The organism is Streptomyces sp. NPDC006197 (genome assembly GCF_040613865.1).
Classification (GTDB): Bacteria; Actinomycetota; Actinomycetes; order Streptomycetales; family Streptomycetaceae; genus Streptomyces.
The window spans coordinates 111,146-136,292 of the sequence record NZ_JBEXSZ010000002.1; the positions used below are offsets into that span (position 1 = coordinate 111,146).

18 protein-coding genes and 1 tRNA gene are annotated in these 25,147 nt (G+C 71.3%); 7 read left to right on the top strand and 12 right to left on the bottom strand.

Annotated features, from left to right (window positions below; all coding sequences use genetic code 11):
• Positions 1-57 precede the first annotated feature (57 nt).
• The 7 genes from recQ to ABZ318_RS01105 all read right to left on the bottom strand — a co-directional run bounded on the left by recQ (position 58) and on the right by ABZ318_RS01105 (position 7,502).
• Positions 58-2,169 carry a DNA helicase RecQ gene (gene recQ / locus ABZ318_RS01075; RefSeq protein WP_356900371.1) on the bottom strand — a complete coding sequence of 704 codons (2,112 nt, stop codon included), beginning with the start codon at positions 2,167-2,169 and terminating at the stop codon, positions 58-60.
• Positions 2,170-2,246: 77 nt separating this feature from the next.
• Positions 2,247-4,064 (bottom strand): ABC transporter ATP-binding protein, encoded by a 1,818-nt coding sequence (locus ABZ318_RS01080; RefSeq protein WP_356900372.1) that lies wholly within the window; start codon positions 4,062-4,064, stop codon positions 2,247-2,249.
• A 135-nt stretch (positions 4,065-4,199) separates the two neighbouring features.
• Positions 4,200-4,718, bottom strand: coding sequence for a hypothetical protein (locus ABZ318_RS01085; protein ID WP_356900373.1), 519 nt, complete (start codon positions 4,716-4,718; stop codon positions 4,200-4,202).
• 87 nt (positions 4,719-4,805) lie between these two features.
• Positions 4,806-4,890, bottom strand: a tRNA-Leu gene (locus ABZ318_RS01090).
• A 102-nt stretch (positions 4,891-4,992) separates the two neighbouring features.
• Entirely contained in the window at positions 4,993-6,156 is a 1,164-nt protein-coding gene (locus ABZ318_RS01095) for an oxygenase MpaB family protein (protein ID WP_356900374.1), read from the bottom strand.
• A gap of 22 nt (positions 6,157-6,178) precedes the next feature.
• Positions 6,179-7,234 carry a polyprenyl synthetase family protein gene (locus ABZ318_RS01100; RefSeq protein WP_356900375.1) on the bottom strand — a complete coding sequence of 352 codons (1,056 nt, stop codon included), beginning with the start codon at positions 7,232-7,234 and terminating at the stop codon, positions 6,179-6,181.
• Positions 7,224-7,502: a polyprenyl synthetase gene (locus ABZ318_RS01105; RefSeq protein ID WP_356900376.1), complete on the bottom strand. Its 279-nt coding sequence runs from the start codon at positions 7,500-7,502 to the stop codon at positions 7,224-7,226. Before ABZ318_RS01105 ends, ABZ318_RS01100 begins: the two co-directional genes overlap by 11 nt.
• A 198-nt stretch (positions 7,503-7,700) precedes the next feature.
• Between ABZ318_RS01105 and ABZ318_RS01110 the strand changes: the two genes are divergently transcribed.
• From ABZ318_RS01110 to ABZ318_RS01125, 4 genes are all read left to right on the top strand, one after another.
• Complete coding sequence (locus ABZ318_RS01110; protein WP_356900377.1) at positions 7,701-8,012, top strand: STAS domain-containing protein; 312 nt, start codon at positions 7,701-7,703, stop codon at positions 8,010-8,012.
• A 123-nt stretch (positions 8,013-8,135) separates the two neighbouring features.
• Entirely contained in the window at positions 8,136-9,365 is a 1,230-nt protein-coding gene (locus ABZ318_RS01115; RefSeq protein ID WP_356900378.1) for an alcohol dehydrogenase catalytic domain-containing protein, read from the top strand.
• A 164-nt stretch (positions 9,366-9,529) separates the two neighbouring features.
• Positions 9,530-10,402 carry a serine protease gene (locus tag ABZ318_RS01120; RefSeq protein WP_356900379.1) on the top strand — a complete coding sequence of 291 codons (873 nt, stop codon included), beginning with the start codon at positions 9,530-9,532 and terminating at the stop codon, positions 10,400-10,402.
• A gap of 141 nt (positions 10,403-10,543) precedes the next feature.
• On the top strand, positions 10,544-10,858 hold the full coding sequence (locus ABZ318_RS01125; RefSeq protein ID WP_356900380.1) for a hypothetical protein: 315 nt from the start codon (positions 10,544-10,546) through the stop codon (positions 10,856-10,858).
• Positions 10,859-10,882: 24 nt separating this feature from the next.
• Here ABZ318_RS01125 and ABZ318_RS01130 read toward each other — a convergent pair whose 3' ends face one another.
• On the bottom strand, positions 10,883-12,607 hold the full coding sequence (locus ABZ318_RS01130; protein WP_356900381.1) for an acyl-CoA dehydrogenase family protein: 1,725 nt from the start codon (positions 12,605-12,607) through the stop codon (positions 10,883-10,885).
• A gap of 42 nt (positions 12,608-12,649) precedes the next feature.
• The gene (locus ABZ318_RS01135) at positions 12,650-13,213 is read right to left on the bottom strand and encodes a PadR family transcriptional regulator (protein ID WP_356900382.1); all 564 of its coding nucleotides are present in this window, start codon (positions 13,211-13,213) and stop codon (positions 12,650-12,652) included.
• A gap of 131 nt (positions 13,214-13,344) precedes the next feature.
• On the opposite strand from ABZ318_RS01135, the gene ABZ318_RS01140 reads away from it, so the two are divergent.
• The 3 genes from ABZ318_RS01140 to ABZ318_RS01150 all read left to right on the top strand — a co-directional run bounded on the left by ABZ318_RS01140 (position 13,345) and on the right by ABZ318_RS01150 (position 21,043).
• On the top strand, positions 13,345-15,678 hold the full coding sequence (locus ABZ318_RS01140; protein WP_356900383.1) for a macro domain-containing protein: 2,334 nt from the start codon (positions 13,345-13,347) through the stop codon (positions 15,676-15,678).
• Positions 15,679-15,791: 113 nt separating this feature from the next.
• Positions 15,792-20,666, top strand: a complete 4,875-nt coding sequence (locus ABZ318_RS01145; protein WP_356900384.1) for an RHS repeat-associated core domain-containing protein — start codon at positions 15,792-15,794, stop codon at positions 20,664-20,666.
• 11 nt (positions 20,667-20,677) lie between these two features.
• Positions 20,678-21,043 carry a DUF6193 family natural product biosynthesis protein gene (locus ABZ318_RS01150; RefSeq protein WP_356900385.1) on the top strand — a complete coding sequence of 122 codons (366 nt, stop codon included), beginning with the start codon at positions 20,678-20,680 and terminating at the stop codon, positions 21,041-21,043.
• Positions 21,044-21,104: 61 nt separating this feature from the next.
• On the opposite strand, the gene pntB is transcribed toward ABZ318_RS01150, so the two are convergent.
• The 3 genes from pntB to ABZ318_RS01165 form a co-directional block, all read right to left on the bottom strand.
• A complete protein-coding gene (gene pntB / locus ABZ318_RS01155; protein ID WP_356900386.1) occupies positions 21,105-22,523 on the bottom strand; it encodes a Re/Si-specific NAD(P)(+) transhydrogenase subunit beta in 1,419 nt (472 codons plus the stop codon).
• A 1-nt stretch (position 22,524) separates the two neighbouring features.
• Positions 22,525-24,054: a Re/Si-specific NAD(P)(+) transhydrogenase subunit alpha gene (locus ABZ318_RS01160; RefSeq protein WP_356900387.1), complete on the bottom strand. Its 1,530-nt coding sequence runs from the start codon at positions 24,052-24,054 to the stop codon at positions 22,525-22,527.
• 263 nt (positions 24,055-24,317) lie between these two features.
• The coding region (locus ABZ318_RS01165; protein ID WP_356900388.1) for an acyl-CoA dehydrogenase family protein at positions 24,318-25,147 on the bottom strand (830 nt) is incomplete at its 5' end.

Genomic DNA, 25,147 nt, shown 5'->3' on the forward strand with positions numbered 1-25,147 from the left:
GCCGGAGGCCGGGTCGGACGTCTCCGACCCGGCCTCCGGCGACCGGGGTGCCCCGGGCTACTCGTCCTCGTCCCACGGGGGTTCGAGCTCGTCCTCGTCCCACGGCGGCTCCTCGTCGTAGGACGGCGGCACGTCCGGCTCAGCCCTGCGCGCCGACGGCACGGATGCGGCCGGGGCGGCACCGGACGCCGCCGCGGCGGCAGGCGCCGGGATCGCAGGCGCGGATGCGGCCGGACCGGCGGCCCCGGAGGAGGCGGTGGCCCCGTCGGGACCCGCACCGTCCGCCCCCGCGCCCCCGGACTGCGCCAGGGCGGCGAGGACTCCCTCGGCGTACTTGGCGAGCTTGGCCTCGCCGACGCCGCCGATGGTGCCGAGCTCCTCGACGGTGGCGGGCAGACGGGTCGCGATCTCGCGGAGCGTCGCGTCGTGGAAGACGACGTACGCCGGCACGCCCTGCTCGCGCGCCGTCGCGGCCCGCCAGGCACGGAGGGCCTCGAAGACCGGCACGGCGGCCGCGGGCAGGTCGACCGGCACGCGCGCGCCCTTGCCGGAGCGGGACCCGGACTCCTTGCGGGCGGGGGCGGCCGCCTTCTCCTTGCGCATCGGGACCTGGCGGCGTCCGCCGAGGACCTCGCCGCTGTCCTCGGTGAGCACGAGCGTCCCGTAGTCGCCCTCCACCGCGAGCAGCCGCTGCGCGAGGAGCTGGCGGACGACCCCGCGCCACTCGGCGGTGCCCAGGTCCGACCCGACGCCGAAGACGGACAGCTGGTCGTGGTCGAACTGGATGACCTTGGCCGTCCTCTTGCCCTGGAGGATGTCGATGATCTGGCCGGCGCCGAACTTCTGCCGCCGTTCCTTCGCCAGCCGCCACACGGTGGACAGCAGCTTCTGCGCGGCGACGGTCCCGTCCCAGGACTCCCCCGGCGTCAGGCAGGTGTCGCAGTTGCCGCAGGGCTTGCCGGTCTGCCCGAAGTACTCGAGGAGCCGCACGCGGCGGCAGTCGACCGTCTCGCAGAGGGCGAGCATGGCGTCCAGGTGCATGGCCAGGGAGCGGCGGTGCGTCTCGTCGCCCTCGGAGCCGTCGATGAGCTTGCGCTGCTGGACGACGTCCTGGAGGCCGTACGCCAGCCATGCCGTGGCCGGCTCCCCGTCGCGGCCGGCGCGGCCGGTCTCCTGGTAGTAGCCCTCGACCGACTTGGGCAGGTCGAGGTGGGCCACGAAGCGCACGTCCGGCTTGTCGATGCCCATGCCGAAGGCGATGGTCGCCACCACGACGACCCCGTCCTCCCGCAGGAAGCGGGCCTGGTTCGCCGCGCGCGTCCGGGCGTCCATGCCGGCGTGGTACGGGACGGCGTCGATGCCGTGCTCCACGAGGGCGGCCGCCGTCTTCTCCACCGAGGCCCGCGAGAGGCAGTAGACGACGCCCGCGTCCCCCTCGTGCTCGGTCCTGATCAGCTCCAGGAGCTGCTTGAGCGGGTTGTTCTTCGGGACGATGCGGTACTGGATGTTCGGCCGGTCGAAGCCGGCGACGAAGTGCCGGGCGTCCTCAAGGCCCAGCCGCTTCGCGATCTCGGCGTGGGTGGCCTCGGTGGCGGTCGCCGTCAGCGCGATCCTCGGCACCTTCGGCCACCGCTCGTGGAGCATGGAGAGGGCGAGGTAGTCGGGCCGGAAGTCGTGGCCCCACTGGGCGACGCAGTGCGCCTCGTCGATCGCGAAGAGCGACACCGTGCCCCGGTCGAGGAGCCGCTGGGTGCCCTCGGTGCGGAGCCGCTCGGGGGCCAGGTAGAGCAGGTCCAGCTCGTCCGCGAGGAACGCCTGCTCGACGGCCTGCCGCTCGTACGGGTCCTGTGTCGAGTTCAGGAAGCCGGCCCGCACCCCGAGCGCCCTGAGCGCGTCCACCTGGTCCTGCATCAGGGCGATGAGGGGCGAGATCACGACGCCCGTGCCCGCTCTGACGAGGGCCGGGATCTGGTAGCAGAGCGACTTGCCGCCGCCCGTCGGCATCAGGACGAGCGCGTCGCCGCCGCCGACGACCTGCTCGATGATCTCCTGCTGCTCCCCGCGGAAGGAGCTGTAGCCGAAGACACGGTGGAGCACCCGAGCGGCGTCGGAGGGCTCGCCGGAGGCGTCAGGAGCGGCCGGGGCGGCCGGGGCGTCGGAAAGGACCATTCGTGAAGCCTAGCCGTCCGCACCGACACCCCGGCCCCGCCCGGGACAACCTGTGGACAACCCCCGAGGGGCCGGCGTCACCGCAGGCCGGCCGCCGCGGGGGCGTCGTCGATGAAGCCGCCCGACTGGTGCTGCCACAGCTTCGCGTAGGCGCCCTCGGCGGTGAGCAGCTCCTGGTGCGTGCCCTGCTCGACGATCCGTCCGCGATCGAGGACGACGAGCCGGTCCATCGTGGCCACCGTGCTCAGCCGGTGGGCCACCACGAGCGCCGTCCGCCCCTCCATGAGCCGCCACAGCGCGTCCTGCACGAGCATCTCGCTCTCGGAGTCCAGGGCGCTGGTCGCCTCGTCGAGCAGCAGGATCGGGGCGTCGCGCAGGATCGCCCGGGCGAGGGCGACCCGCTGGCGCTGGCCGCCGGACAGCTTCACGCCCCGCTCGCCGACCATGGTGTCGAAGCCCTCGGGGAGGGCGTCCGCGAACTCCGTGACGTGCGCCGCCTCGGCCGCGCGCCGGATCTCGGCCTCGGTGGCCTCCGGCCGGGCGAAGGCGATGTTCTCCCGCAGGGTGCGGTGGAACATGGCGGGGTCCTGCGGCACGTACGCGATCATGCTGCGCAGGTCGGTCTGCCGGAGCCGGCTGATGTCCTGGCCGCCGATGGTGATCCGGCCGCCGTCGATGTCGGTCATCCGCAGGAGCAGCCGGGTGAGGGTGGTCTTGCCTCCGCCGGACCGGCCGACGAATCCGATCTTCGCGCCGCTGGGCACCTCCAGGTCGAGGCCGTCGAAGAGCGGCTCGGCGCCCGCGTGGGCGAAGGTCACCTTCTCGAACCGCACCTCGGCGTCCTCGGGCCGGAGGGGTTCCGGGGTGTCCGGGTCGAGGACGGTCGGCTTGTCGAGGAGGAGCTCGGTGAACTGCGCGGCCTCCGTCATCGAGCTTTCCAGGCGCCGGTAGATCTGGTTGAACTCGAACATGATCCGGGTGGCGTTGGCGTAGTACGTGAAGGCGACGATGACGGCCTCCACGCCGTGCTCTCCCCCGCCGAGGGTCACGGCGAGGACGAGTCCGAGGACGTTCGTCAGGACGGACATCGGCGCGACGAGCGTGTCGATGCGCAGGTTGCCGTAGTCCCAGGAGCGCAGGGTGAGCCGCCGGGACTCCGCGACGCGGGAGCGGTGCTCGGCGGCCTCGCGCCGCTCGGCGCCGAAGGACCGGACCGTGTCCATGTTGGTCAGGCTGTCGGCGACGTGGCCCGAGACCCGGGCGATCGCCTGTTCGCGCTGGGCGACGAGCGCCTGCCGGCGCCGGATGAGCGGTGCCACGCCGACGCCCGTGACGGCGATGAGGAGCAGGAGTCCGACCACGAGCAGCGGGTCGTACTGCCAGAGCACCACCGAGGCGAAGACGAGCGGCACGAAGCTGCCCATGACCGAGAAGGTCAGGGTGTCGACGCACTCCTCGAAGCGGGAGGCGAAGCTGAGGACCCGTTTGGTCAGCGATCCGGCGAAGTTGTCGTGGAAGAACGCGGCGTCCTTGGCGAACAGTTCGTCCATGCCGATGACGTACAGGTTCTCGATGCCGCGTGCGTCGAGGCGGTTCAGGCAGTGCAGCCCGACGCGCCACAGGGCCTCTCCGAGCAGCAGGACGCCGGCGAAGACGAGGACGTACGGGAGGAGCGGGCCGATCCCTCCGCCGGTGCCGTGGCCGGCGATGTGGCCGACGAGCTTGGCGACGACGAGGGGGGCGATGTAGTTGATGCCGATGTTGCCGAGTGCCGGCAGGAGGAGGGCGGGAGCGGTCAGCCATCGGAGGCGGACCAGTTCCCGTCCGTAGAAGCGGACTGCGAGGAGTACCGAGCCTTTGTTCGGCAGACCTTCGTGCGATTCAGGTGATCCCATACCCAACCCTGTGCTGTCGTACCGAAGGTGAGCAAAAGGAGTCTCCCGTGCGGGTGCTCGCGCGGTCCAAGCATTTTTCGCCGGCGGGTGGACACCGGGTGGAGCACGTGCGGGGAAGCGGCGGGCCCGCCGCTTTCAGGAGCCCTGTGCGGCCGTCGGATTGACCGCGTCGAAGACCATGACCCCTGCTTCGGGATCCAGATGGAACGATCCGGTGTAGACGTCACGGGTGACCTCGGAGGTGAACTCCCCGCTCGTCCGCCACGCCGCGCCCTCGGGCACCTCGGACGCGATGCTTCCCAGGACGGCCGGCGGCTGCCCGGCCGGCACCCAGTCGTACTCCTTCAGGAGCCGCTGGACGTCCGCCCTCGCGAGGGTCGCCACCCCGGAGAGCCGGACGTCGGTGGGTCCGGGCACCCGGGAGTCCGCCTGCCCGAGGGGGGTCGCGGCCCATTCGACGCCGGTGAACCTCCCGAACTGCGGGAACCGCTTCTCCACCGGTTCCCGGTCCGTCCTGACCTCCGCCTCCGGGGACTGCCGCTGTTGCCGCGGGGCCGTACCGGTCCGCGACCCGGTCACGTCGCCGCAGCCGCCGACCAGGCTCAGCACCACCAGGACCCCGACCGCCGTTCGGCGCGGACCACCCGGACTCATCGGCCACCCCCGGTGCCATGTGACGACGCACGGAAACACCACGTGGTGGCCGGGAGCGTTCCCGACCACCACGTGGTGCTCTTCTTGTGTCCGAGGGGGGACTTGAACCCCCACGCCCGATAAAGGGCACTAGCACCTCAAGCTAGCGCGTCTGCCATTCCGCCACCCGGACGGGTGATTGTCGTTCCGGGGTTTCCCCGTGGCGACAGAGAACAATCTACCAGGCCTCCGGGGTGCTCTTCACCCGTGTTTCCGGTGGTCAGCGGGGCGGGCGTCACGGGGAGACCGTGGCGGCCGGCGGGGTCCAGCGGCGGGTGCGCGGCGGTCCCGTCGGGAGGCCGTAGTCCTTCTTGAGGTGTTCGGGGATGGCGTAGTGCATGACGCGGCCGCGGGTGAGGGAGGACAGTTCGAGGACGGTGGTGAGGTGGCCGAGGCGGTCCAGGGCCCAGGCGCCGAGCGGGGAGCGGTCCTCGATGGTCTCCAGGACGCCGAGGAGGTGGGGGACGGCCTTGACGACGGTGTCCCAGGGCGTGCGGGGCACCTCCAGCCAGTCGCCGCAGGTGTCGCCGACGAGGTGGCGGATGAGCGCGGAGACGATCGGGTCGAAGAAGGTGCCGGGGACGACCTCCTCGTAGAGGTCGATGAGCTGCCGGGTCAGGTGGACGCCCTCGGGGGACGGTCCCATGTGGCGGATCATGTACAGGTCGAGGAAGCGGCGGGCCTCGTCGAGGGTCTTCGGGACGGCGGCCTGGTCGACGCCCAGCATCGCGCCGACCACGCGCCAGGCGTAGTAGTAGGCGTCGGCCCCCTCGGAGGACATGTGGATGCCGAGGCGGTGCAGGCTGTCGAGGACGAGCATCGAGAAGAACATCTGCCCGCCGATCATGTCCTCCTGACAGATCGGCACCCCCGCCGCCTCGATATCCCAGCGGTTCTCGCGCCGGAGGTGGTGGCGGATGGAGGCGTGCAGCAGGCGGACCTTCTGCGCGGCCGGGACGAAGCGGCCGCCGGCCTCGAAGGCGTCGGGCCGCATGAGGTACACGGTGAACTGGCCGGTCTCCGCCATCCGCTTGGAGGGGTACTTCAGACCGTGCGTCGCCGACAGCAGCTTCGCCACGTGCGGGACGAGGTAGCAGGCGGGCATGGAGGCGAAGGAGAGCGCGGTCGAGATGTGCACGTTGTTGTCGATGAAGAACAGCCGGGCCTTCTCCATCTCCCCCCAGTCCACCCAGGACGGCGGGGCGCTCGTGGCGTGGAGGTACTCCCGGGCGACCTCGGGCAGCCCGTCCGGCAGGGGGGAGCCGGCGGTGGAGACGTACCGCATGAGGGTGTTGAAGGTGCCGACCTCCCCGCGTTCGAAGAGGGTGGCGACCGTGGCGTCGGCGAGTTCGTCGCCGGTGTGCCGCAGGGCGTCCATGGACGCCTCGGTGGGGGTCATGGGCAGGGCTCCTTGTTCTGCGTCAGGAACGGCGGACCGCGGCCGAGTGCGCCAGGGCGGTGAGGGCGGCGGCGGGGACCGCGGGCAGGTTCAGCTCGTCGAGGGCGCGGAGGGCCTCCTCGACCCGCTCGGTGATCATGGCCTCGACCCGGTCGGGCGCCTTCAGCCGCCGCATCACCTCGCGTACGGCCTCCAGGGCCTCCCCGTCGGGTTCGCGCCGGCCGAGCAGCTCGCGCAGCCGTCCGCGTTCCTCGGCGCCGGCGAGCCGCCAGGTCTCGGCGAGCAGGGTCGTGGGCCGGTGTCCGCGTACGTCGTCGGCGGCGGCCTTGCCGGTGGCCCCGGGGTCGCCGAACAGGCCGAGCAGGTCGTCCCTCAGCTGGAACGCCTCGCCCAGCGGCACCCCGTACGCGGAACAGCCCTCGCGCAGGCGGCCGCCCGCCCCGGCCAGGGCGCCGCCGATCAGCAGGGGCTGCTCGACGGTGTACTTGGCGGTCTTGTGGCGGATCACCTTCAGCGAGGCCGCCGTGTCCGGGGCGGCGCCCGTGCGCAGGATCTCCAGGGACTCCCCCGCGACGAGGTCCCGGGCGAGCGCCGCCCAGAGCGGCCGGGCCCGGCCGAGATAGGCGGCGGGCAGGCCGCTGGTGACGAAGAGCTGCCCGGCGAGCGACATGAGCAGGTCGCCGACCAGCATCGCGAGCGACCGGGCTCCCGCGGCGGGCCGCGGATGGTGTGCCACCGCGCCGCGCAGGGCCATGTGGGCGGTGGGCCGGCCGTGCCGCAGCGGGCTGTCGTCGATCAGGTCGTCGTGCACGACGGCGGCCGCGTGCACGAGCTCCATGGACGCCGCCGCCCGCACCAGCGCGTCGCTGTCGGGCTGTCCGGCCGCGCGCCAACCCCAGTAGCAGAACGCGGCCCGCAGCCGCTTCCCGTCCGCGACCGCCGCCTCCAGCTGGTCCGCCACCGGGCTCAGGGCCGGGTCGACCGCCGTGAGCTCCTCGGCCTCCAGGGCGACGTGGCTCCGCAGCACCTCGTCGACGCGCGCCTTGAACGCGGCCGGCTCCCAGCGCTCAGCCGTCATCGCCGGCCCGCCGCGCCAGCACGTGCCGGGCGAGAACCTCCAGGTGCGCCGGCGGTGGGGACACGTACCGGTCGAGCACCAGACGGCCGCGCGCCTCCAGGTCCCGCTCGGCCTCGGCCGCCATCTCCGCGGTGTCCGACCGCCTCAGCAGCCCCCGTACGAGCCCGAGGCCCGAGCCGATGGTGCTCGCCGCCAGATCAGCGAGCCCCGCCGCCAGTAACACCGCCCGCTCGTCCAGACCCCCACGGGATCCCGATTCTCGCGTCACATCCACTCCCCCGTCCCCTGTCGTCCTTCGCTCCCAGCGTGACGGCCGGCCGGCGGGCGGAGCGGCGGAACTCACGGACGGGTGATCCACTCGCCGATACGTACGAGTCGCGCGGGGGCGGGGCTCCCACGCGGTCGGCCGCGGCAGGCGTGAAGCGGGCCGTGCCGGGCAGGTGCCGGACGTACGAGGAGGCTTGTGATGGCAGTCCGTGACGATCCGTACGTGGTCCGTGTGATCGGGGACATGGACCTCAACAGCGCGGAGGAGCTGCGCACCGTGCTCATGGAGGCCATCGAGGGGACGCCCCCCGGCTCCGAGGTCGTCGTCGACCTCCGGAACTCGTCGTTCTGCGACTCCGCGGGGCTCAACGCGCTGCTGGCCGCGAGGGAGCGGGCGTGGGTCTCGGGGCACACGCTCAGGCTCGCGGCGCCCAGCCATCAGCTGGTGCGGTTGCTGGAGCTCACGGGCACGGAGGGCCTCTTCGTCCTCGGTCCGGCGGTGTCGGGCTGAGATGGTCCGCCGGGACGCCGGGCGAGTAGCGCGGCCCGCCCCGGGTAGCCGCCGCAGCGACATCGCCGAGCTTCCGGGACGGGGGAGCGTCCGTCGTCCCGGACGGACGGGAAGGTGGCCGCCATGAAGGCCGTCACGTGGCAGGGTCGGCGGAAGGTCTCGGTGGAGCAGGTGCCGGACCCCGTGCTGCAGAAGCCCACGGACGTGATCGTTCGGATCACGTCGAGCGGGCTGTGCGGCTCCGACCTGCATCTGTACGAGGTCCTCGGACCGTTCCTCGACGCCGGCGACGTCCTCGGGCACGAGCCGATGGGCGTGGTGGAGGAGGTGGGTGCGGACGTGCGGCGGCTGCGGCCTGGCGCGCGGGTCGTGGTGCCGTTCAACGTGTCCTGCGGCACCTGCGCGATGTGCTCGCGGGGGCTGCACTCCCAGTGCGAGACCACGCAGGTGCACGCGTACGACACGGGCGCCGCTCTGTTCGGCTACACGAAGCTGTACGGGCAGGTGCCGGGCGCCCAGGCCGAGTACCTGCGCGTGCCGTTCGGGGACACCCTGCCGATCCCGGTGCCGGACGGGCCGCCGGACGACCGTTTCGTCTATCTCTCGGACGTGCTGCCGACGGCGTGGCAGGCCGTCGAGTACGCCGAGATCCCGCCGGGCGGTTCGGTCGCGGTCCTGGGCCTCGGTCCGATCGGCGACATGGCCGCGCGGATCGCCCTGCTGCGGGGCGCCGGCCTCGTCGTCGGCGTCGATCCCGTGGTCGAGCGGCGGGACCGCGCGGCGGCCCGCGGGGTGCGGGTCCTGGACCCGTCCGACGACGATCTGATCGACCGGGTGCGGGACCTCACGGACGGGCGGGGCCCCGACGCGGTGATCGACGCGGTCGGCATGGAGGCGCACGGCGCCCCGGTCGCCAAGGGGCTGCACACGATGGTCTCCCTGCTCCCGGACGGGCTCGCCCGGCGCATGATGCGCCGCTTCGGCGTGGACCGTCTGTCCGCGCTCCACCTGGCGGTCGAGCTGGTGAGCCGCGGCGGGACCGTGTCGCTCGCCGGGGTGTACGGGGGCGCGGCGGACCCGATGCCGTTGCTCGTCATGTTCGACAAGCAGCTCAAGCTCCGCATGGGCCAGGCCAACGTGCTGCGGTGGGTCGACGATCTGCTCCCCCTGCTCACCGACGACGATCCCCTGGGCGTGGACGACTTCGCCACGCACCGGCTGCCCCTGGACGCGGCGCCCGAGGCGTACGACATGTTCCAGGCCAAGCGCGACGGCGCCGTGAAGATCCTCTTCTCCCCCGGCGCGCACCTCCCGGGCGGGGAGGCTTCCGCCGCGGGGCCGCCGGCCGCCTGATCCCCGCGAAGACCCCGGGGCCGCTTCGGACCGTTCCGAAGCGGCCCTGACGCGTTTCGCCCCAACCCGGGTCGCGGTCTTGCCAGTTGGGGTTCTCCCTTCAAAGAATGTGCATGACAACCGAAGGATCTTCGGTTGCACAGCCATCAGAGGGGAACCCCCACATGAAGAAGCCTCTCGCCGGCGCCCTGCTCGCCCTGCTCCTGGCAGGCGCGACAGCGGTTCCGGCCGCGGCCTCCGCACCCCGGGAGACGGCCGCACAGGCCCCGGCCCCGGCCTCCGCACCCCGGACCCAGGCCGTGACCGCCGTCGACTTCGCGGGAACGGTCGCGCTCAGCAACTGCTCCGGCTCCGTCGTCCGCACCCCGAGCTCCCTGCCGAGCGACCCCGCGCTCGTCCTCTCCAACGGCCACTGCCTGGAGACCGGCATGCCGGGGCCCGGCCAGGTCATCAAGGACCGGCGCTCCAGCCGCTCGTTCACCCTGCTCAACTCGGCCGGCACCGGCGTCGGCACCCTGCGCGCGAGCAAGATCGCGTACGGCACGATGACCGACACGGACATCTCGATCTACCAGCTGACCAAGACGTACGCGCAGATACAGAGCACGTACGGGATCAGCGCCCTCACCCTCAACGACACGCACCCGGTGGCCGGTTCGCCGATCACGGTGGTCTCGGGGTACTGGAAGCGGACCTACAGCTGCAACGTCGACGGGTTCGTCTACCGCCTCAAGGAGGGCGACTGGACCTGGAAGGACTCGGTCCGCTACACCTCGACCTGCAACACCATCGGCGGCACCTCCGGCTCGCCGGTCATCGACCGGAACACCGGCAAGGTCGTCGCCGTCAACAACACGGGCAACGAGGACGGCCAGAGCTGCACGGTGAACAACCCGTGCGAGGTCGACGAGAACGGCGCCGTGACGGTCCGCCAGGGCATCAACTACGCGCAGGAGACGTACACGATCGTCCCCTGCGTCGGTCCCGGCAACGTGATCGACCTGAACCGCGCCGGCTGCACCCTGCCCAAGCCGTAGCACCCCCGCCGTCTCCGTCGGCCGCCGCCCGGACGCGGGCGGCCGGCGGGGACGGCGCCCTGCTCAGGGCCGGTTGAGTACGCGTACTCATCACGGGGACCTCGGGCTCGCCGAGACTGTGTGCACCAGCGAGAGAGGCCCGTGACAGTGACCACGCAGCAGACCCGACGACCCCGCGCGCTCCACCGCGTCCTTCCCGGCCTCGCGGTCGCGGGGACGGTGGCCCTCCTCCTGATGGGCTGCGCGAGCCAGGAGCGGGTCTGCGGCTCCGGCCGCTACCCGGTCAAGGCGGTCGGCAACACCGACGGCCAGGACTGCGTGGCCGACGGCCAGGAGCCGCCGGAGGGTTACGTCCGCTACCCGGCGGGCAAGGCGCCCGAGCACGTCGGCGACACGTGGGACCGCTACTGGGGCACGGTCGTCGTGGACGAGAAGGGCCGTCAGGTCCCGAACTGACGGCCCCTCACCCGGGGAGGCCGGTCAGGGCGCCATCTCGTACGCGCCCGACAGCGCCTCGACGCGCTGCCACACGCGCTCCGACCGCGCCTCGTCCACGACGGGGCGCCGGACGGCACCGAGCGCCCAGAGCTGCTGCTGCTCGGTCGCGGAGTCCTTGCCGTGCAGCTCGACCGCGTGCGCGGAGAAGTCACGGACGAGGACGGCGAACAGCTCGTCGAGCACGTCCTCGTCGAGACCGGTCAGGGCCGCCTGCTCCAGGACCAGCTGCCCGTGGACGACGAGCGCGAAGAGCTGGCCGACGGCCAGGAGCAGATCGAGGTCGCGGCTCTGCTCCTCGTCGGGCGCGGCCTTGAGCACGAACTCGCACAGGGCGTCGGCCTGTTCGCGGAAGCGGGCCACGTTGGACACGTGGGCGTACGCCTCGTAGGCCGGCCGCCAGTCGTGGAAGCGGACCGAGCCGAGGCCCCGCGCCGGGCCCTGCCGGAAGAGGAACGCGTCGTCGGCCGCGTCCAGACGGGTCGGGACGGGCTCGTACGCGACCGGGTCGAGGAGGTGGTTGCGCATGAACTTCAGGATCAGCGCCAGGTTGACGTGGACCGTGCCCTCCAGCTTCGGCAGGCCGCGGATCTCCACGGCGGCCTCCGCGAAGTAGTTGTCCTTCTCGAAGCCCTTGGCGGCGATCACGTCCCACATCAGGTCGATGACCTTCTCGCCCTCCGTGGTCACCTTCATCTTCGTCATCGGGTTGAAGAGGAGGTAGCGGCGGTCCTCGGGACCGGCGGTGCGGAAGTAGTCGACGGCGCGGTCGCTGAACAGCTTCATGCCGACGAGCCGGACGTACGCGTCGGTCAGTTCGCGCCGCACGTGCGGGAAGGCCGTGACCGGGCGGCCGTACAGGATGCGGTTCTGCGCGTGGGTGACGGCCTCGTACATCGCGTGCTCGCAGATGCCGATGGAGGCGGTGCAGAGGTTGAACTTGCCGACGTTGACGGTGTTGAGGGCGGCGTCGAAGGCGGCGCGCCCGGTGTGCAGGACGTCCTCGGCGGCGACGGGGTAGTCCTCCAGGCGGAACTCGCTGACGAACTTCGACGAGTCGACGACGTTCTTGACGAGGTGGTACGCCGGGTGGCGGCTGTCGGCGGCGAAGAAGACGTAGCCGTCGGGGCCCTCGACGTCGGTGCGGCGGCCGAAGACGGAGACGAGCCCGGCGGCGTTGCCGTTGCCGATGTAGTACTTGGAGCCGGTGGCACGGAAGCCGCCCGCGCCGTCGGGCTCCAGGAGCATGTCGGTGGAGTAGATGTCGGCGCCGTGGGACTTCTCGGAGAGACCGAAGGCGAACACCTCGCCCTGGACGAGGAGTTCGGCGGCGCGGGCGCGGGCGGCGGCGTTGTCGCTCTGCCAGACCGGGCCGAGGCCGAGGATGGTGACCTGCCAGGCGTACCAGTAGTCGAGGCCGTAGAAACCGAGGATCTCGTTGAGGGCGGCGATGCGGGCGGTGTCCCAGCGCTTGTCGCCCTCGTCCTCGCCGGCGGCGGAGGACGGCGTCAGGAAGGTCGCGAAGAGCCCTTCCTCCGCGGCGAAGGCGAGGAAGTCGCCGAGCCAGGCCCGGGTCCGGTAGTCCTCGATGATCCGTCGCTTGCCGCGCGCCTCGAACCAGTCCACGGTGGCGCGCAGCAGCCGGCGGGTCTCCGGGTCGAAGTGGGCGGGATCGTAGGTGTGCGGGTTGAACAGCAGCGGGTCGGCCATGACGTCCGCCTTTCAAGTATCGAGGGGTGGGTACGGCTCGGTTCAGTGGTCGGCTTCGAACCGGGCGAGCGTGGCGAGGACGTCGTCGAGCCAGGCGATCATCATCCGCTCGTACGCGATGCCGCCGCGCAACACGACGTGCTGGAGCTCCCGTTCGGCGTCGAGCGGACCGTCGGTCCCGGTCCCGCTCGCCGGGAAGTCGCGCGCCTCGCCCGCGAGGTAGTGCTCCAGGCGGTCGGTGTGCGCCCGTCTGTGCCGCTCGACCTCGCCGATCAGCGCGGCCGGATCGTCGAAGGCGGCTCCCCGGATCTTCACCGCGAGGTCGTGCCGGACGCTCTCGGGCTCGATCGGTTCGTGCAGCCACGTGGAGAGCGCGGCCCGTCCGGGCCCCGCGACGGAGTACTCCTTCTTGTCGGGGCGCCCCTGCTGGGGGACGTCCCGGACGTCCACCCAGCCGTCGCTCTCCATGCGCTTGAGCACGCGGTAGATCTGCTGGTGGGTGGCGGTCCAGAAGTATCCGATGGACCGCTCGAAGCGCCGGGCCAGCTCGTAGCCGGATCCGGGCTTCTCGAGCAGGGACACGAGGATCGCGTGGTCGAGCGCCATGCGCCCGATCTTGCTATGCAACGAGTTGCATAGCAAGACGGACCGGAGCGATGAGACACGGCTCACGGGCGTTGTCAGTGGTGCGCGATAGCTTCGAGATCGTTCGGAAGATCGCCTGACAGGGGGAATTCGTGGGTGTCGAGCGTGCGTTGAAGGTCGTTCTCGTCGACGTCAACGACGAGGTGGTGAAGGCCTGGCGGTCCGCGTTCGCGGACACGCCCGAGGTCGAGATCCGGCGGGGGTCCGTTCTCGACGTGGACGTCGACGCGTGGGTCTCCCCCACCAACGCGAAGGGGCGGATGGACGGAGGGGTCGACGCCGTCGTCAAGCGGCACCTCGGCGCCGGTGTCCAGGTGCGGGTGCAGCGGGCGATCCGCGAGCGGTTCGGCGGGAGCCTGCCGGTGGGCAGCGCGGTCTGCGTCCCGTCCGGGGCGGCCGTGCCGCGCTATCTGATCTCGACGCCGACGATGCGGCAGTCCTCGCAGAACGTCAGCGACACGATGAACGTGGCGCTGGCGTGCGCGGCGGCGTTCCAGGCGGTGCACCTGCAGAACCTGGCGAAGCCCGGCAGCATCCGGTCGGTGGCGCTCGTCGGGATGGGCGCGCGGACGGGTCAGGTGCCGGCGCAGGTGTGCGCCAATCTGATGTGGACGGGGTACACGCTCTTCCACGACCACGGGTTCGCGGACTACGACGGGTTGCGGGCCGCGGTGCTCGGACAGCTCGCCGACATCGAGGGCGCGGGCCCGGCGCAGCGGGTGCGGATCAAGGTGCCGGAGCAGCCGGCCGCCGCCGCGGCACCGGAGCCGGCCGAGACTCCGGCCGTCGCGGCACCGGAGCCGTCGGGGCCGGCCGGGACGTCCTCCGCCGCGGCTTCGGATCCGTTGGGGCTGGCCGAGCTGTTCACGGGCGGCGGTGAGCCGTGGCTGCCGCTGCTCGCGCCGGTGATCGAGGCGCAGCCGGGGGCCGCCTCCTTCATCGGGCCGAAGCGGAGCCCGGAGGTGGTTCCGGTGCGGGAGCTGACGTTCCAGGCGCTGAAGCCGCATCCGCCGCACAAGTGGAAGGTGGTCGCCTTCGGGCAGAACCCGTACCCGCGGGCGGAGAGCGCGACCGGCATCGCGATGTTCGACAACACCTTCCACGACTGGAAGGACAGCCAGTTCGGCCGGGTGGTCAGCATCCGCTGCCTCATCAAGGCGGCTGCGATGTGGAAGTACGGCATCGCCAAGAAGACGCCGATCGCCGACGTCCGGGCGCTGTTGAAGAAGGAGGACACGGTTCAGCCGCCGGAGTGGTTCCAGGCGATGCTCACCCAGGGCGTGCTGCTGCTGAACGCGTCCCTCACGGCGAGCGCGGACGGGGCCGTGCCGACCGAGCAGCACACGTCCTTCTGGCGGCCCGTGGCCGAGCAGATCGTCGAGGAGATCCTCCGGGCGAAGCAGGACGCCGCGGAGGAGGACCGCGGGGTGGTGTTCGCCTGGTGGGGCGCGCACGCCCGGAGCCTGAAGCGGGTGGTCCAGCGGCTGGAGAAGAAGTACCCGGGGGTCGAGGTCCGGCACCTGGACCACGTGAATCCGGCGGCGCAGGGGGACGTCTTCTGCGAGGGGGACCACTTCGCCCAGGTGAACGGCGCCCTGGCGGCGGTGGGGGCCGAGCCGGTCGACTGGCTGCCGTCCAGGGGCTGGGACCAGGCCCCGGCCGGGGCCGGCGGGTCCGGCGGCGGTGGTGTCGCGGAGCGCATGGGCGCGTTCATCGCGTCGACGATGGAGCTGCACCAGCTCTATCTGGAGCGGCTGACGAGCGTCAAGGACGAGGGGCTCGTCCTGCCTCCGATCACCGGGGTGTTCGACACGCCGGTGATGGACTTCCGGAAGGCCGTCGAGCCGGTGACGCGGGTGCTCGCGAACCTGGACCGGTACGTGGAGCGGTCGAGCCGGTTCGCGGAGGCGAAGGCGGCGGAGGCGGGGGCCGCGGGCGGTCTGTCCGCCGACGCGATCTCGGCGCTGTACCTGTACACGTGCGAGTCGGCGTTCTACCGCGAGATCAACGCCGTGCTGCGGTCGCCGGACCGGGAGCGCCTCGTGCCGTACCTGCCGTACCTGCGCCTGCTGTTCTCGGCCGTCGCCGAGCTGCCGCCGCAGACGCGGCCGCTGTGGCGCGGTGTGGCACTCGACCTGCGGTCGCAGTACCCGCTGGGGCGCACGGTGACGTGGTGGGGCGTCTCGTCGTGCACGTCCGAGCCGAGCGTGGCCCGGGCCTTCCTCGGGAGCCGCGGCCGGCGGACCCTGTTCGAGGTGACGCCGGCGCGTGCGGTGGGGATCCGGCGGTTCTCCGCGTTCACGGGCGAGGAGGAGTACATCCTCACCCCGGGCACCCAGCTGAAGGTGACGGACGTGAAGACCGAGCGCGGCGGCCTGTGCACCGTGCGCCTCACCGAACTGGAGGGCCGGGGGCTGGTGTCGTAGGCCCGGGCCCCGGCCGGCGAGGGGAGGCCGCGTTGATCGGCTGCGGCCTCCCATGACACAGTATTCGCACTCGCATTCTGCGAACAGACGTGCACACGGGGGGATTTCCGATCATGGCTGTCACGGTGCCGGACTGGGCGGACACGCTTCTGGACCTGGTGGGGGTCAACTGGCCCAATGTCGACGAGGACGCCTACCGGGAGATGGCGGACGCGCTGCGGGAGTTCGCGGACGACCTCGCCGACGACGGCCAGCTCGCCAACAACCACATGGAGCGTCTGCTGTCCTCGGGGCACGGCGAGGCGATGGACGCGCTCAATGAGCACTGGACCAAGGTCAAGGGCAAGCACCTGAAGGACATGGTGTCCGCGGCCCGGACCATCGCGGACGCGCTCGACATGGCGGCGGGCGCGATCGAGGTCATGAAGGGCAAGGCGCTCGTCGAGCTGGGGGTGCTGGCCGGTCAGACCGGCCTGGCCATGGCGCTGATCCCGGTGACCGGTGGTCTGTCCGCGCTGCTCGGCGCCGGTGCGATCGCCTTCACGAAGAAGCAGCTGCTGAAGCTCATCACGGCCGCGATGGAAGAGGCGGTCGGTCACGTCGTCTCGGTGATGACCGAGCCGGTCGTGGCGTCGCTGGAGAACATGGCCGCGGACCTGGTCGTCCAGGTGAGCATGGACGCGCTGGGCGTCCAGAACGGCGTGGACCTCGACCAGACGAAGCAGGCCGGCAAGGACGGCTTCCACGACGGGGTGCAGGGTGCCAAGGAAGGCCTGAACCTCGCCTCCGCCGGAAGCGGTGGCGGTGGCGGTGGCGGCAAGGGCAAGGGCTTCCACATCGAGCACGACGAGCACGAGCAGGCCGGCACGAAGCTGAACGGCGTGAGCGCCGGCATCCACGGCAAGACCGCCGGCAAGCTCACCAAGGCCAAGACGGCCCAGGGCCGCAACAAGGGCCGCGACGACATCGCCGACGCCCTCGACCCGGTCATCGAGAAGGCCATGGGCGCCCTGGTGAAGTCCGCCAAGACCATGGGCGACCACATCGGCGAGACGCTCCCCAAGGCCGTCAAGCGGATATCCACCGACCACAAGAACAACGACGACGCCACCCGCGACCGCCTCGCCCGCGAGCGCAAGGACGACGACGGCACGGGCAGGGACGGCAAGGGAAAGGAGGGCGCCGGCGGCAGGTCCGACGGCAAGGGATCCGGCACGGACATGCGCCAGCAGCCGGAGCCCCTGAAGGACGGTGCGACCGACCCGCGGGGCAAGAGCATCGAGATGGGCAAGCGCACCTGCGAGGGCGACCCCGTCGACATCGCCTCCGGCGAGATGACACTGGAGCAGGTCGACCTGTCCCTGGCGGGCGTCCTGCCGCTGGTCCTGCGGCGCACCCACCTTTCGACGTATCGTCACGGTCACTGGTTCGGACCCAGTTGGGCCTCGACGCTCGACGAGCGGATCGAACTCGCCCCTTCGGGTCAGGGAGCCTTCTGGGCCCGCGAGGACGGATCGGTCCTGTGGTTCCCCACGCTCCCCGTGCCCGGTGCGGCGGACCCGGTCCTTCCTGTGGAAGGTCCCCGACTGGCCCTCCGTCACGGCGGCCAGGACAACGCGGTGACCTCGTACGTCGTCACCGACCCGCGCACCGGAGTGACCCGCACCTTCACCGGCAGCCCCTACCACGAGTCATCGGCGTACTGGCTCACGGCGATCGAGGACCGCACGCGCAACCGGATCACGATCAGCCGGCGGGGCGACGGCACGCCCACCGCCGTGTCCCACTCCGGCGGTTATCTGGCGATGCTCGCGTCTGAGGACGGCAGGCTGCGCGAGCTCGCCCTGCGTACGCCCGAGGGCTCGCAGACGGTGATGCGCTACGGTTACGACGAGCTGGGCCGGCTCACCGAGGTCGTCAACTCCTCGGATCTTCCGTTGCGTTTCACCTACGACCCGGACGGCCGCATCACCTCGTGGACCGACCGCAACGGCTCCACGTTCCGGTACGTGTACGACGCCGAGGGCCGCGTCTCCCGCACGATCGGCCCGGACGGCTACCTGTCGTCGACATTCGCGTACGACGTCCACCCCACCACCGGCGACCGGATCACCCGCTTCACGGACTCCACCGGCGGGTCCAGGCTCTACGTCCTCAACGACCACCTGCAGGTCCTGTCCGTGACGGACCAGCTGGGCAACACCGTCCGCCAGACATGGGATCGCTACGACCGGCTGCTGACCCGCACCGACCCGGCCGGGCGGACCACCGCGTACACCTACGACGAGCGCGGCAACCTGACCGGCGTCGCGCACCCGGACGGCAGCTCGGCCGGTGTCGAGTACAACGAGCTGAACCAGGTCACGGTCGTCACCGGCCCGGACGGTTCGGTCTCCCGGCAGGAGTACGACGAGGACGGCAACCCGGTCCTGTTCACCCGCCCCAACGGGACGACGACCCGGCTCACGTACGACGCGCGGGGCCGTCTCACCGGGGTGGACGACTCGCTGGGCCCCGTGGACCGGGTGGAGAACGACCCGGCGGGTCTCCCGCTCGCGGTCCGCGGCCAGCACGGCGGCGTCACGCGCTTCGTCCGGGACGCCTTCGGCCGGCCCGTGCGGATCACCGACCCGCAGGGCGGCAGCACCGAACTGGAATGGACTGTCGAGGGCCGGCTCGCCCGACGGACCGATCCCGACGGGGCCACCCAGTCCTGGGCGTACGACGGCGAGGGCAACTGCGTCCTGCACACCGACGCCATGGGCGGCGAGACCCGCTTCGAGTACACGCACTTCGACCTGGTGGCCGCCCGGACGACACCGGACGGAGCACGCCACGAGTTCGCGCACGACACCGAACTGCGCGTCACACGCGTCACGAACCCGCAAGGACTCACCTGGTCCTACACCTACGATCAGGCCGGCCTGCTCACGTCCGAGACCGACTTCGACGGACGGAGCGTCAGCTACACCCACGACGCCCTCGGTCGGCTCGCCTCGCGGACCAACGGCGCGGGGCAGACCATCCGTTACGAACGGGACGTCGACGGACGTCTCGTCCTGAAGGACGCCGACGGCGCGGTCACCCGCTTCACCTACGACGTCCAAGGTCGCCTGGTCGGTGCCACGGGCCCCGACACCAGGCTGACGTACCTCCGCGACGTCTCCGGCCGGGTGCTGCGCGAGACGGTCGACGGCCGGAGCACCACCCACACGTACGACGAAGCCGGCCGCCGGGTCCACCGCACCACGCCGTCGGGAGCCGTCAGCAGCTGGTCGTACACGGGTGACTCCACCGCGCGCCTCGACGCCTCGGGGCATCTGGTCGACTTCGGGTTCGACGCGTCCGGCCGGGAGATCTCGCGCCGTTTCGGAGACGCGCTCACGATCGAGCACGCCTATGACGCCATGGGCCGCCTCACCGGCCAGCACGTGCGGACCGCCGGAGAGACCGTCCAGCGGCGCTCGTACACCTACCGCGCGGACGGTCACGTCACCGCCGTCGACGACCGTCTGGCCGGTCGCCGGCAGCTCGAACTGACCGGAGAGGGACGCGTCACCGGCATCACGGCCGAGGACTGGACCGAGCGGTACGCCTACGACGAGGCCGGTAACCAGACGCACGCCTCCTGGCCCGGCGCAGGCGCGGCCGAAGGCCCCCGGGAGTACTCCGGCACCCGCATCGGCCGCGCCGGAGCGATCCGCTACGAGCACGACGCCCAGGGCCGCGTGGTGCTGCGGCAGAGGGCCCGCCTCTCGCGCAAGCCGGACACCTGGCGCTACGACTGGGACGCCGAGGACCGTCTGGTCTCGGTCACCACCCCGGACGGAACACGCTGGCGGTACGTGTACGACGCGCTGGGCCGCCGCGTCGCCAAGCGGCGTCTCGCGGACGACGGAGTCACGGTCCTCGAGGAGACGCTGTTCACCTGGGACGGCGACCTCCTCTGCGAGCAGACGACCCGGACGCCGGGCGCGGCGGAGAGCGTCGTGCTCACCTGGGACCACGACGGGCCCACACCGGTCACCCAGGTCGAGCGCCGGCTGCTGGACGACGAGGAGGTCGACCGCCGCTTCTTCGCGATCGTCACCGACCTGGTCGGTACTCCCCGTGAACTCCTCGACGAGTCCGGCGGCGTCGCCTGGCGCACCCGCGCCACCCTCTGGGGCACCACCACGTGGAACCGCGACGCGACGGCGTACACCCCGCTGCGCTTCCCCGGCCAGTACTTCGACCCCGAGTCCGAGCTGCACTACAACCGCCACCGCCACTACGACCCCGCCTCGGGCCGCTACGTCTCCCCGGACCCCCTGGGCCTCGTGCCGGCCCCGAACGCCGTCGCATACGTGGAGAACCCGACCCGGTGGATCGACCCGCTCGGTCTCGCACCGGAGGACGTGGAGACGGGGTGCCCGCACCGCAGGAGGGGCGAGTACCAGCACAGCGTGGTGCTCGGCATCGAGGACCACAGCGAGGCCCTCGTCGATCACCTGCGCGGCCGCCGGGACGACCCGGACCCGGGAGCTCACACGTACAACGGCCCCCCGTACGGCAACGTCGTGGACGGGGTGCCGGTGTGGATGTCCAACGTGATGCAGTCCGTCGCCGACCCGAACACCAGGCTGTCCGTCACCCTGGACGGCATGCTGAACAGCAGGGGGGAACGGGGCAACTGGAACACGCCGGCCGACATCGTCGACGCCTTCCAGACGGCCGTCAGGCAGGGCTCTCCCTTCACGACCGTCGAGGGGAACCGGCCCGAGTACGGTAACGGAACCGCCTGGGAGATGAGTGTGATCGCGCGGAACGTGGTCGTGTACGAGGGAGAGCTCAACATCTACAACGAGCCGAACCCGGACGGGCGGTCATGGGACGACATCCACTGGTACACCCGCGACGAGGAGGGCGACGGGTACAAGGAGGTCAAGGTCCCGAAGCCCGACATCCCCGAGATCGACCCGCACGTCGCCCTGAAGAGGAACAAATGATGGTGGAGCACATGGAGAGTGAAGCGCCCCGCGAGGCGGCGGAGATCGTGGCCGCGGAGTGGCGCAGGGTCCTGGGGATGAGCGAGAGGCGCATCGACCCGGCGATTCCGCGCGCGGCCCACGCACGCCCCGAGCTGCGGGAGCTGTTCCCCATGGTCAGCCACGGCGCGCTGTACTTCAGCCGGTGCACCCAGTACCCGTGGACCCATGATGTCGCCGCTCTGTTCCCCCGTCCCGGCGGGTTCCACGTGTTCCGGCACTCCGACAAGACGGTGCTCGGTGAACCGGACACCGTGGAGGAGGCCGTGCGGCTCATCGTGGCCAACCTGCCCGACGGCTGCGGTCCGGCCGTCGACGGGACGCCGGACGACCTGTGACGGGACCCCTCCTGGGCCGTGCTCGGCCCAGGAGGGGTCCCGACGGGTTCCGGCCCGCGGGTCAGAGCGCGCCGACGATGTCCTCGACCCGGTCCTTCGCGTCACCGAAGAGCATGGAGGTGTTCTCGCGGAAGAACAGCGGGTTCTGCACGCCCGCGTAGCCGGAGGCCATCGAGCGCTTGAAGACGATGACCTTGTTCGCCTCCCAGACGGTGAGGACCGGCATGCCGGCGATCGGGCTGCCGGGGTCCTCGGCGCCGGCCGGGTTGACCGTGTCGTTGGCGCCGATCACGAGGACGACGTCGGTGTCGGCGAAGTCCTCGTTGATCTCGTCCATCTCGAGCACGATGTCGTACGGCACCTTGGCCTCGGCGAGAAGGACGTTCATGTGGCCGGGCAGGCGGCCGGCGACCGGGTGGATGCCGAACCGCACGTCGACGCCCTTCGCCCGCAGCTTCGAGGTGAGCTCCGCGACCGGGTACTGCGCCTGCGCCACGGCCATGCCGTAGCCGGGCGTGATGACCACCGAGCGGGCCGCGCCGAGGAGTTCGGCGGCGGCCTGGGCGGTGATCTCGTGGTGCTCGCCGTAGTCGACGTCCGAGGCCGAGGGCGCCTCGATGCCGAAGCCGCCGGCGATGACGGAGATGAACGAGCGGTTCATCGCCTTGCACATGATGTAGGACAGGTAGGCACCCGAGGAGCCGACCAGCGCGCCGGTGATGATCAGCAGGTCGTTGCCGAGCAGGAAGCCGGAGGCCGCCGCGGCCCAGCCGGAGTAGCTGTTGAGCATCGAGACCACGACCGGCATGTCGCCGCCGCCGATGGAGGCCACCAGGTGCCAGCCCAGGGCGAGCGCCAAGGCCGTCACGACGATCAGCAGCCACAGCTCCGGCGTGATCACGAACCACACCGTGAGGGCGACGAACAGGCCGAGGGAACCGAGGTTCAGCGCGTTCTTGCCCGGCAGCACGAGCGGCTTGGAGCTGATCTTCGCCGAGAGCTTCAGGTAGGCCACGATGGAGCCGGTGAAGGTCACCGCGCCGATGAACAGGCCGATGAACACCTCGGCGTGGTGGATGCCCAGCGTGCCGAGCGCGTCCAGGGCCTCGGCCTCGTGGCCGTGGGGCTCGTGCTCGACGTTCAGGAAGCCGTTCCAGCTGACCAGCACGGCCGCGAGGCCGACGAAGGAGTGCAGCAGCGCGATCAGTTCGGGCATGCCGGTCATCTCGACGCCACGGGCGCGCTGCAGACCGATCAGCGCGCCGATCAGCATGGCCACGGCCATCAGCCCGAGGCCGGCGGTGCTGATGTCGCCGTCGATCGCGAGCACGATCGTCGCGACGAGTGCGACGCCCATGCCGAGCATGCCGAACGCGTTGCCGAGCCGTGCGGACTCGTGCTTGGAGAGTCCTGCCAGCGCGAGGATGAACAGCAGCGCGGCAACGAGGTAAGCCGCCTGTGCGGCGATGGTCGCAGACATGTCAGCTCCGGTTGAACATGGCGAGCATGCGACGCGTCACCGCGAAGCCGCCGAAGACATTGATACTGGCCAGGAGGATCGCCACGGACGACAGCACCGTGACCGCGGTGCTCGAGTGCCCGATCTGCAGCAGCGCGCCGACGACGATGATCCCGGAGATCGCGTTGGTCACCGACATGAGCGGTGTGTGCAGGGCGTGGTGCACATGGCCGATCACGTAGTAGCCGATCACGATCGCGAGCACGAAGACGGTCACGTGGGGCAGCAGCGCCGCCGGGGCGAACCCTGCGGCGAGGAACAGCGCCAGCGCGGCGACGGCCACCCCGCCGAAGCGCCGGGCCGGCGTCATCGGCTGCTTCTTCGGCTTCGCCGGCTTCGTCTCCGCCGCCGCGGGCGCGGGGGCCGGGGCCGCCGAGACCTGGACCGGCGGGGGCGGCCAGGCCGACTCGCCCTCGCGGACGACGGTGATCGAGCGCTGCACCGGGTCGTCCCAGTCGAGGATCAGCCGCCCGTCCTTGCCGGGCGTCATCAGCTTCAGCAGGTTGACCAGGTTCGTGCCGTACAGCTGGGAGGCCTGGGCCGGCAGCCGGCCCGCCAGGTCGGTGTAGCCGATGATCGTCACGCCGTTCTCCGTGACGACCTTCTCGCCCTTCACGGTGCCCACGACGTTGCCGCCGTTGGCGGCCGCCATGTCGACGATCACGGAGCCCGGCTTCATGCTCGCCACCATCTCCGCGGTGATCAGCGTCGGCGCGGGGCGCCCGGGGATCAGCGCGGTGGTGATGACGATGTCGACCTCGCGGCACTGCGCGGCGTAGAGCTCGACCTCGCGCGCCTTGTAGTCGTCGCCCATCTCCTTGGCGTAGCCCGTCTTCGAGACCTCGACCTCCGGGGACTCGATCGACAGGTACTCGCCGCCCAGCGACCGTACCTGGTCGGCCACCTCGGGCCGGGGGTCGGTCGCCCGTACGATCGCGCCGAGCGAGCCCGCCGCACCGATCGCGGCCAGGCCCGCGACGCCCGCGCCCGCGACGAGCACCTTCGCCGGCGGCACCTTGCCCGCCGCCGTCACCTGGCCGGTGAAGAACCGGCCGAACGTGTGCGCCGCTTCGACCACGGCCCGGTAGCCGGCGATGTTCGCCATCGACGACAGCACGTCCATCGACTGCGCCCGGCTGATGCGCGGCACGGCGTCCATCGACAGCGCCGTGAACGGTCGGCGGCCCAGCTCCTCGACCATCGCGGGGTCGAACGCCGGGGCGAACAGGGCGATCACCGTCGCCTCGGGCCGTACCCCGTCCAGCTGAGCGGGGCTCGGGGCGTTGACCCCGAGGACCACGTCCGCGGCCGTCGCGTCGCCGATGGTCGCACCGGCGGCCTCGTAGGCGCTGTCGGTGAAGCCCGCCGCGACACCCGCGCCGGAGTCGACGACCACGTCGTACCCCAGTTTGCGGATCGGTTCGATCGTGGCGGGCGTGGCCGAGACACGGTTCTCACCTGCCCGCGCCTCCTTGAGGACTCCGACAATCACGAGTGTTCTCCGTTCGCTGCAGTTGCCGTCGACGGCCGTTCTCTGATTCGACTCCGATGCGGGTCTCGACCCCATCAGAATCAGGCTGCTCCCACCTCGACCGGAAGCGTGTCGGCGGTGATCGATGCCACACCACTCCACCTACCCATCGCGAGCGACCGCTCCGCGGGCACGGTGAACTCACCGGAGCCCCCTGGTCGAGGATGGGCTCACGTTAGGGGTCCCCGGTCCTCCCACGACACCGCCGGTTCGAAGGGGATAGCTCATATTGACGCGCGCCTCTCGGCCTGGTTCCGCAGCTCGCTCCTGGCGAGGGCGTTCCGGTGGACCTCGTCCGGGCCGTCGGCGAAGCGCAGGGTCCGGATGTGGGCGTACATGTTGGCCAGCAGGAAGTCCTGGGACAGCCCGCCGGCGCCGTGGACCTGGATCGCCTTGTCGAGGATCCACTGCACGGTCGACGGGGTGGCGATCTTGATCGCCTGGATCTCGGCGTGCGCGCCCTTGTTGCCGACGGTGTCCATCAGCCAGGCGGTCTTGAGCACGAGCAGCCTCAACTGCTCGATGCGCACCCGGGACTCCGCTATCCAGTCGCGGATCACGCCCTGCTCGGAGATCGGCCTGCCGAAGGCGACGCGCTCCTCGGCGCGGGCGCACATCAGCTCGACGGCCCGCTCGGCGATCCCGATCGAGCGCATGCAGTGGTGGATCCGGCCCGGGCCGAGGCGCGCCTGGGCGATGCTGAACCCGTCGCCCTCCCCACCGATCAGGTTGGTCGCCGGAACCCGTACGTCGGTGAAGGTCAGCTCGGCGTGACCGCCGTGCTCGCGGTCGTCGTACCCGAGGACGTGCATGCCGCGGTGGATCTCGACGCCGGGGGTGTCCCGCTCGACGAGGATCATCGACTGCTGCCGGTGCCGCTCGGCGTCCGGGTCGGTCTTGCCCATCACGACGAAGATCTTCGCGTGGGGGTTCATCGCCCCGGTGATCCACCACTTGCGGCCGTTGATCACGTACTCGTCGCCGTCGCGCACGATCGACGTGCCGATGTTGGTGGCGTCGGAGGAGGCGACGTTCGGCTCGGTCATCGCGAACG

Coding starts and splice junctions, on each gene's coding strand:
- recQ (WP_356900371.1), bottom strand. CDS start 2,169: ATGGTCCTTTCCGACGCCCCGGCCGCCCCGGCCGCTCCTGACGCCTCC.
- ABZ318_RS01080 (WP_356900372.1), bottom strand. CDS start 4,064: ATGGGATCACCTGAATCGCACGAAGGTCTGCCGAACAAAGGCTCGGTA.
- ABZ318_RS01085 (WP_356900373.1), bottom strand. CDS start 4,718: ATGAGTCCGGGTGGTCCGCGCCGAACGGCGGTCGGGGTCCTGGTGGTG.
- ABZ318_RS01095 (WP_356900374.1), bottom strand. CDS start 6,156: ATGACCCCCACCGAGGCGTCCATGGACGCCCTGCGGCACACCGGCGAC.
- ABZ318_RS01100 (WP_356900375.1), bottom strand. CDS start 7,234: ATGACGGCTGAGCGCTGGGAGCCGGCCGCGTTCAAGGCGCGCGTCGAC.
- ABZ318_RS01110 (WP_356900377.1), top strand. CDS start 7,701: ATGGCAGTCCGTGACGATCCGTACGTGGTCCGTGTGATCGGGGACATG.
- ABZ318_RS01115 (WP_356900378.1), top strand. CDS start 8,136: ATGAAGGCCGTCACGTGGCAGGGTCGGCGGAAGGTCTCGGTGGAGCAG.
- ABZ318_RS01120 (WP_356900379.1), top strand. CDS start 9,530: ATGAAGAAGCCTCTCGCCGGCGCCCTGCTCGCCCTGCTCCTGGCAGGC.
- ABZ318_RS01130 (WP_356900381.1), bottom strand. CDS start 12,607: ATGGCCGACCCGCTGCTGTTCAACCCGCACACCTACGATCCCGCCCAC.
- ABZ318_RS01135 (WP_356900382.1), bottom strand. CDS start 13,213: ATGGCGCTCGACCACGCGATCCTCGTGTCCCTGCTCGAGAAGCCCGGA.
- ABZ318_RS01145 (WP_356900384.1), top strand. CDS start 15,792: ATGGCTGTCACGGTGCCGGACTGGGCGGACACGCTTCTGGACCTGGTG.
- ABZ318_RS01150 (WP_356900385.1), top strand. CDS start 20,678: ATGGAGAGTGAAGCGCCCCGCGAGGCGGCGGAGATCGTGGCCGCGGAG.
- pntB (WP_356900386.1), bottom strand. CDS start 22,523: ATGTCTGCGACCATCGCCGCACAGGCGGCTTACCTCGTTGCCGCGCTG.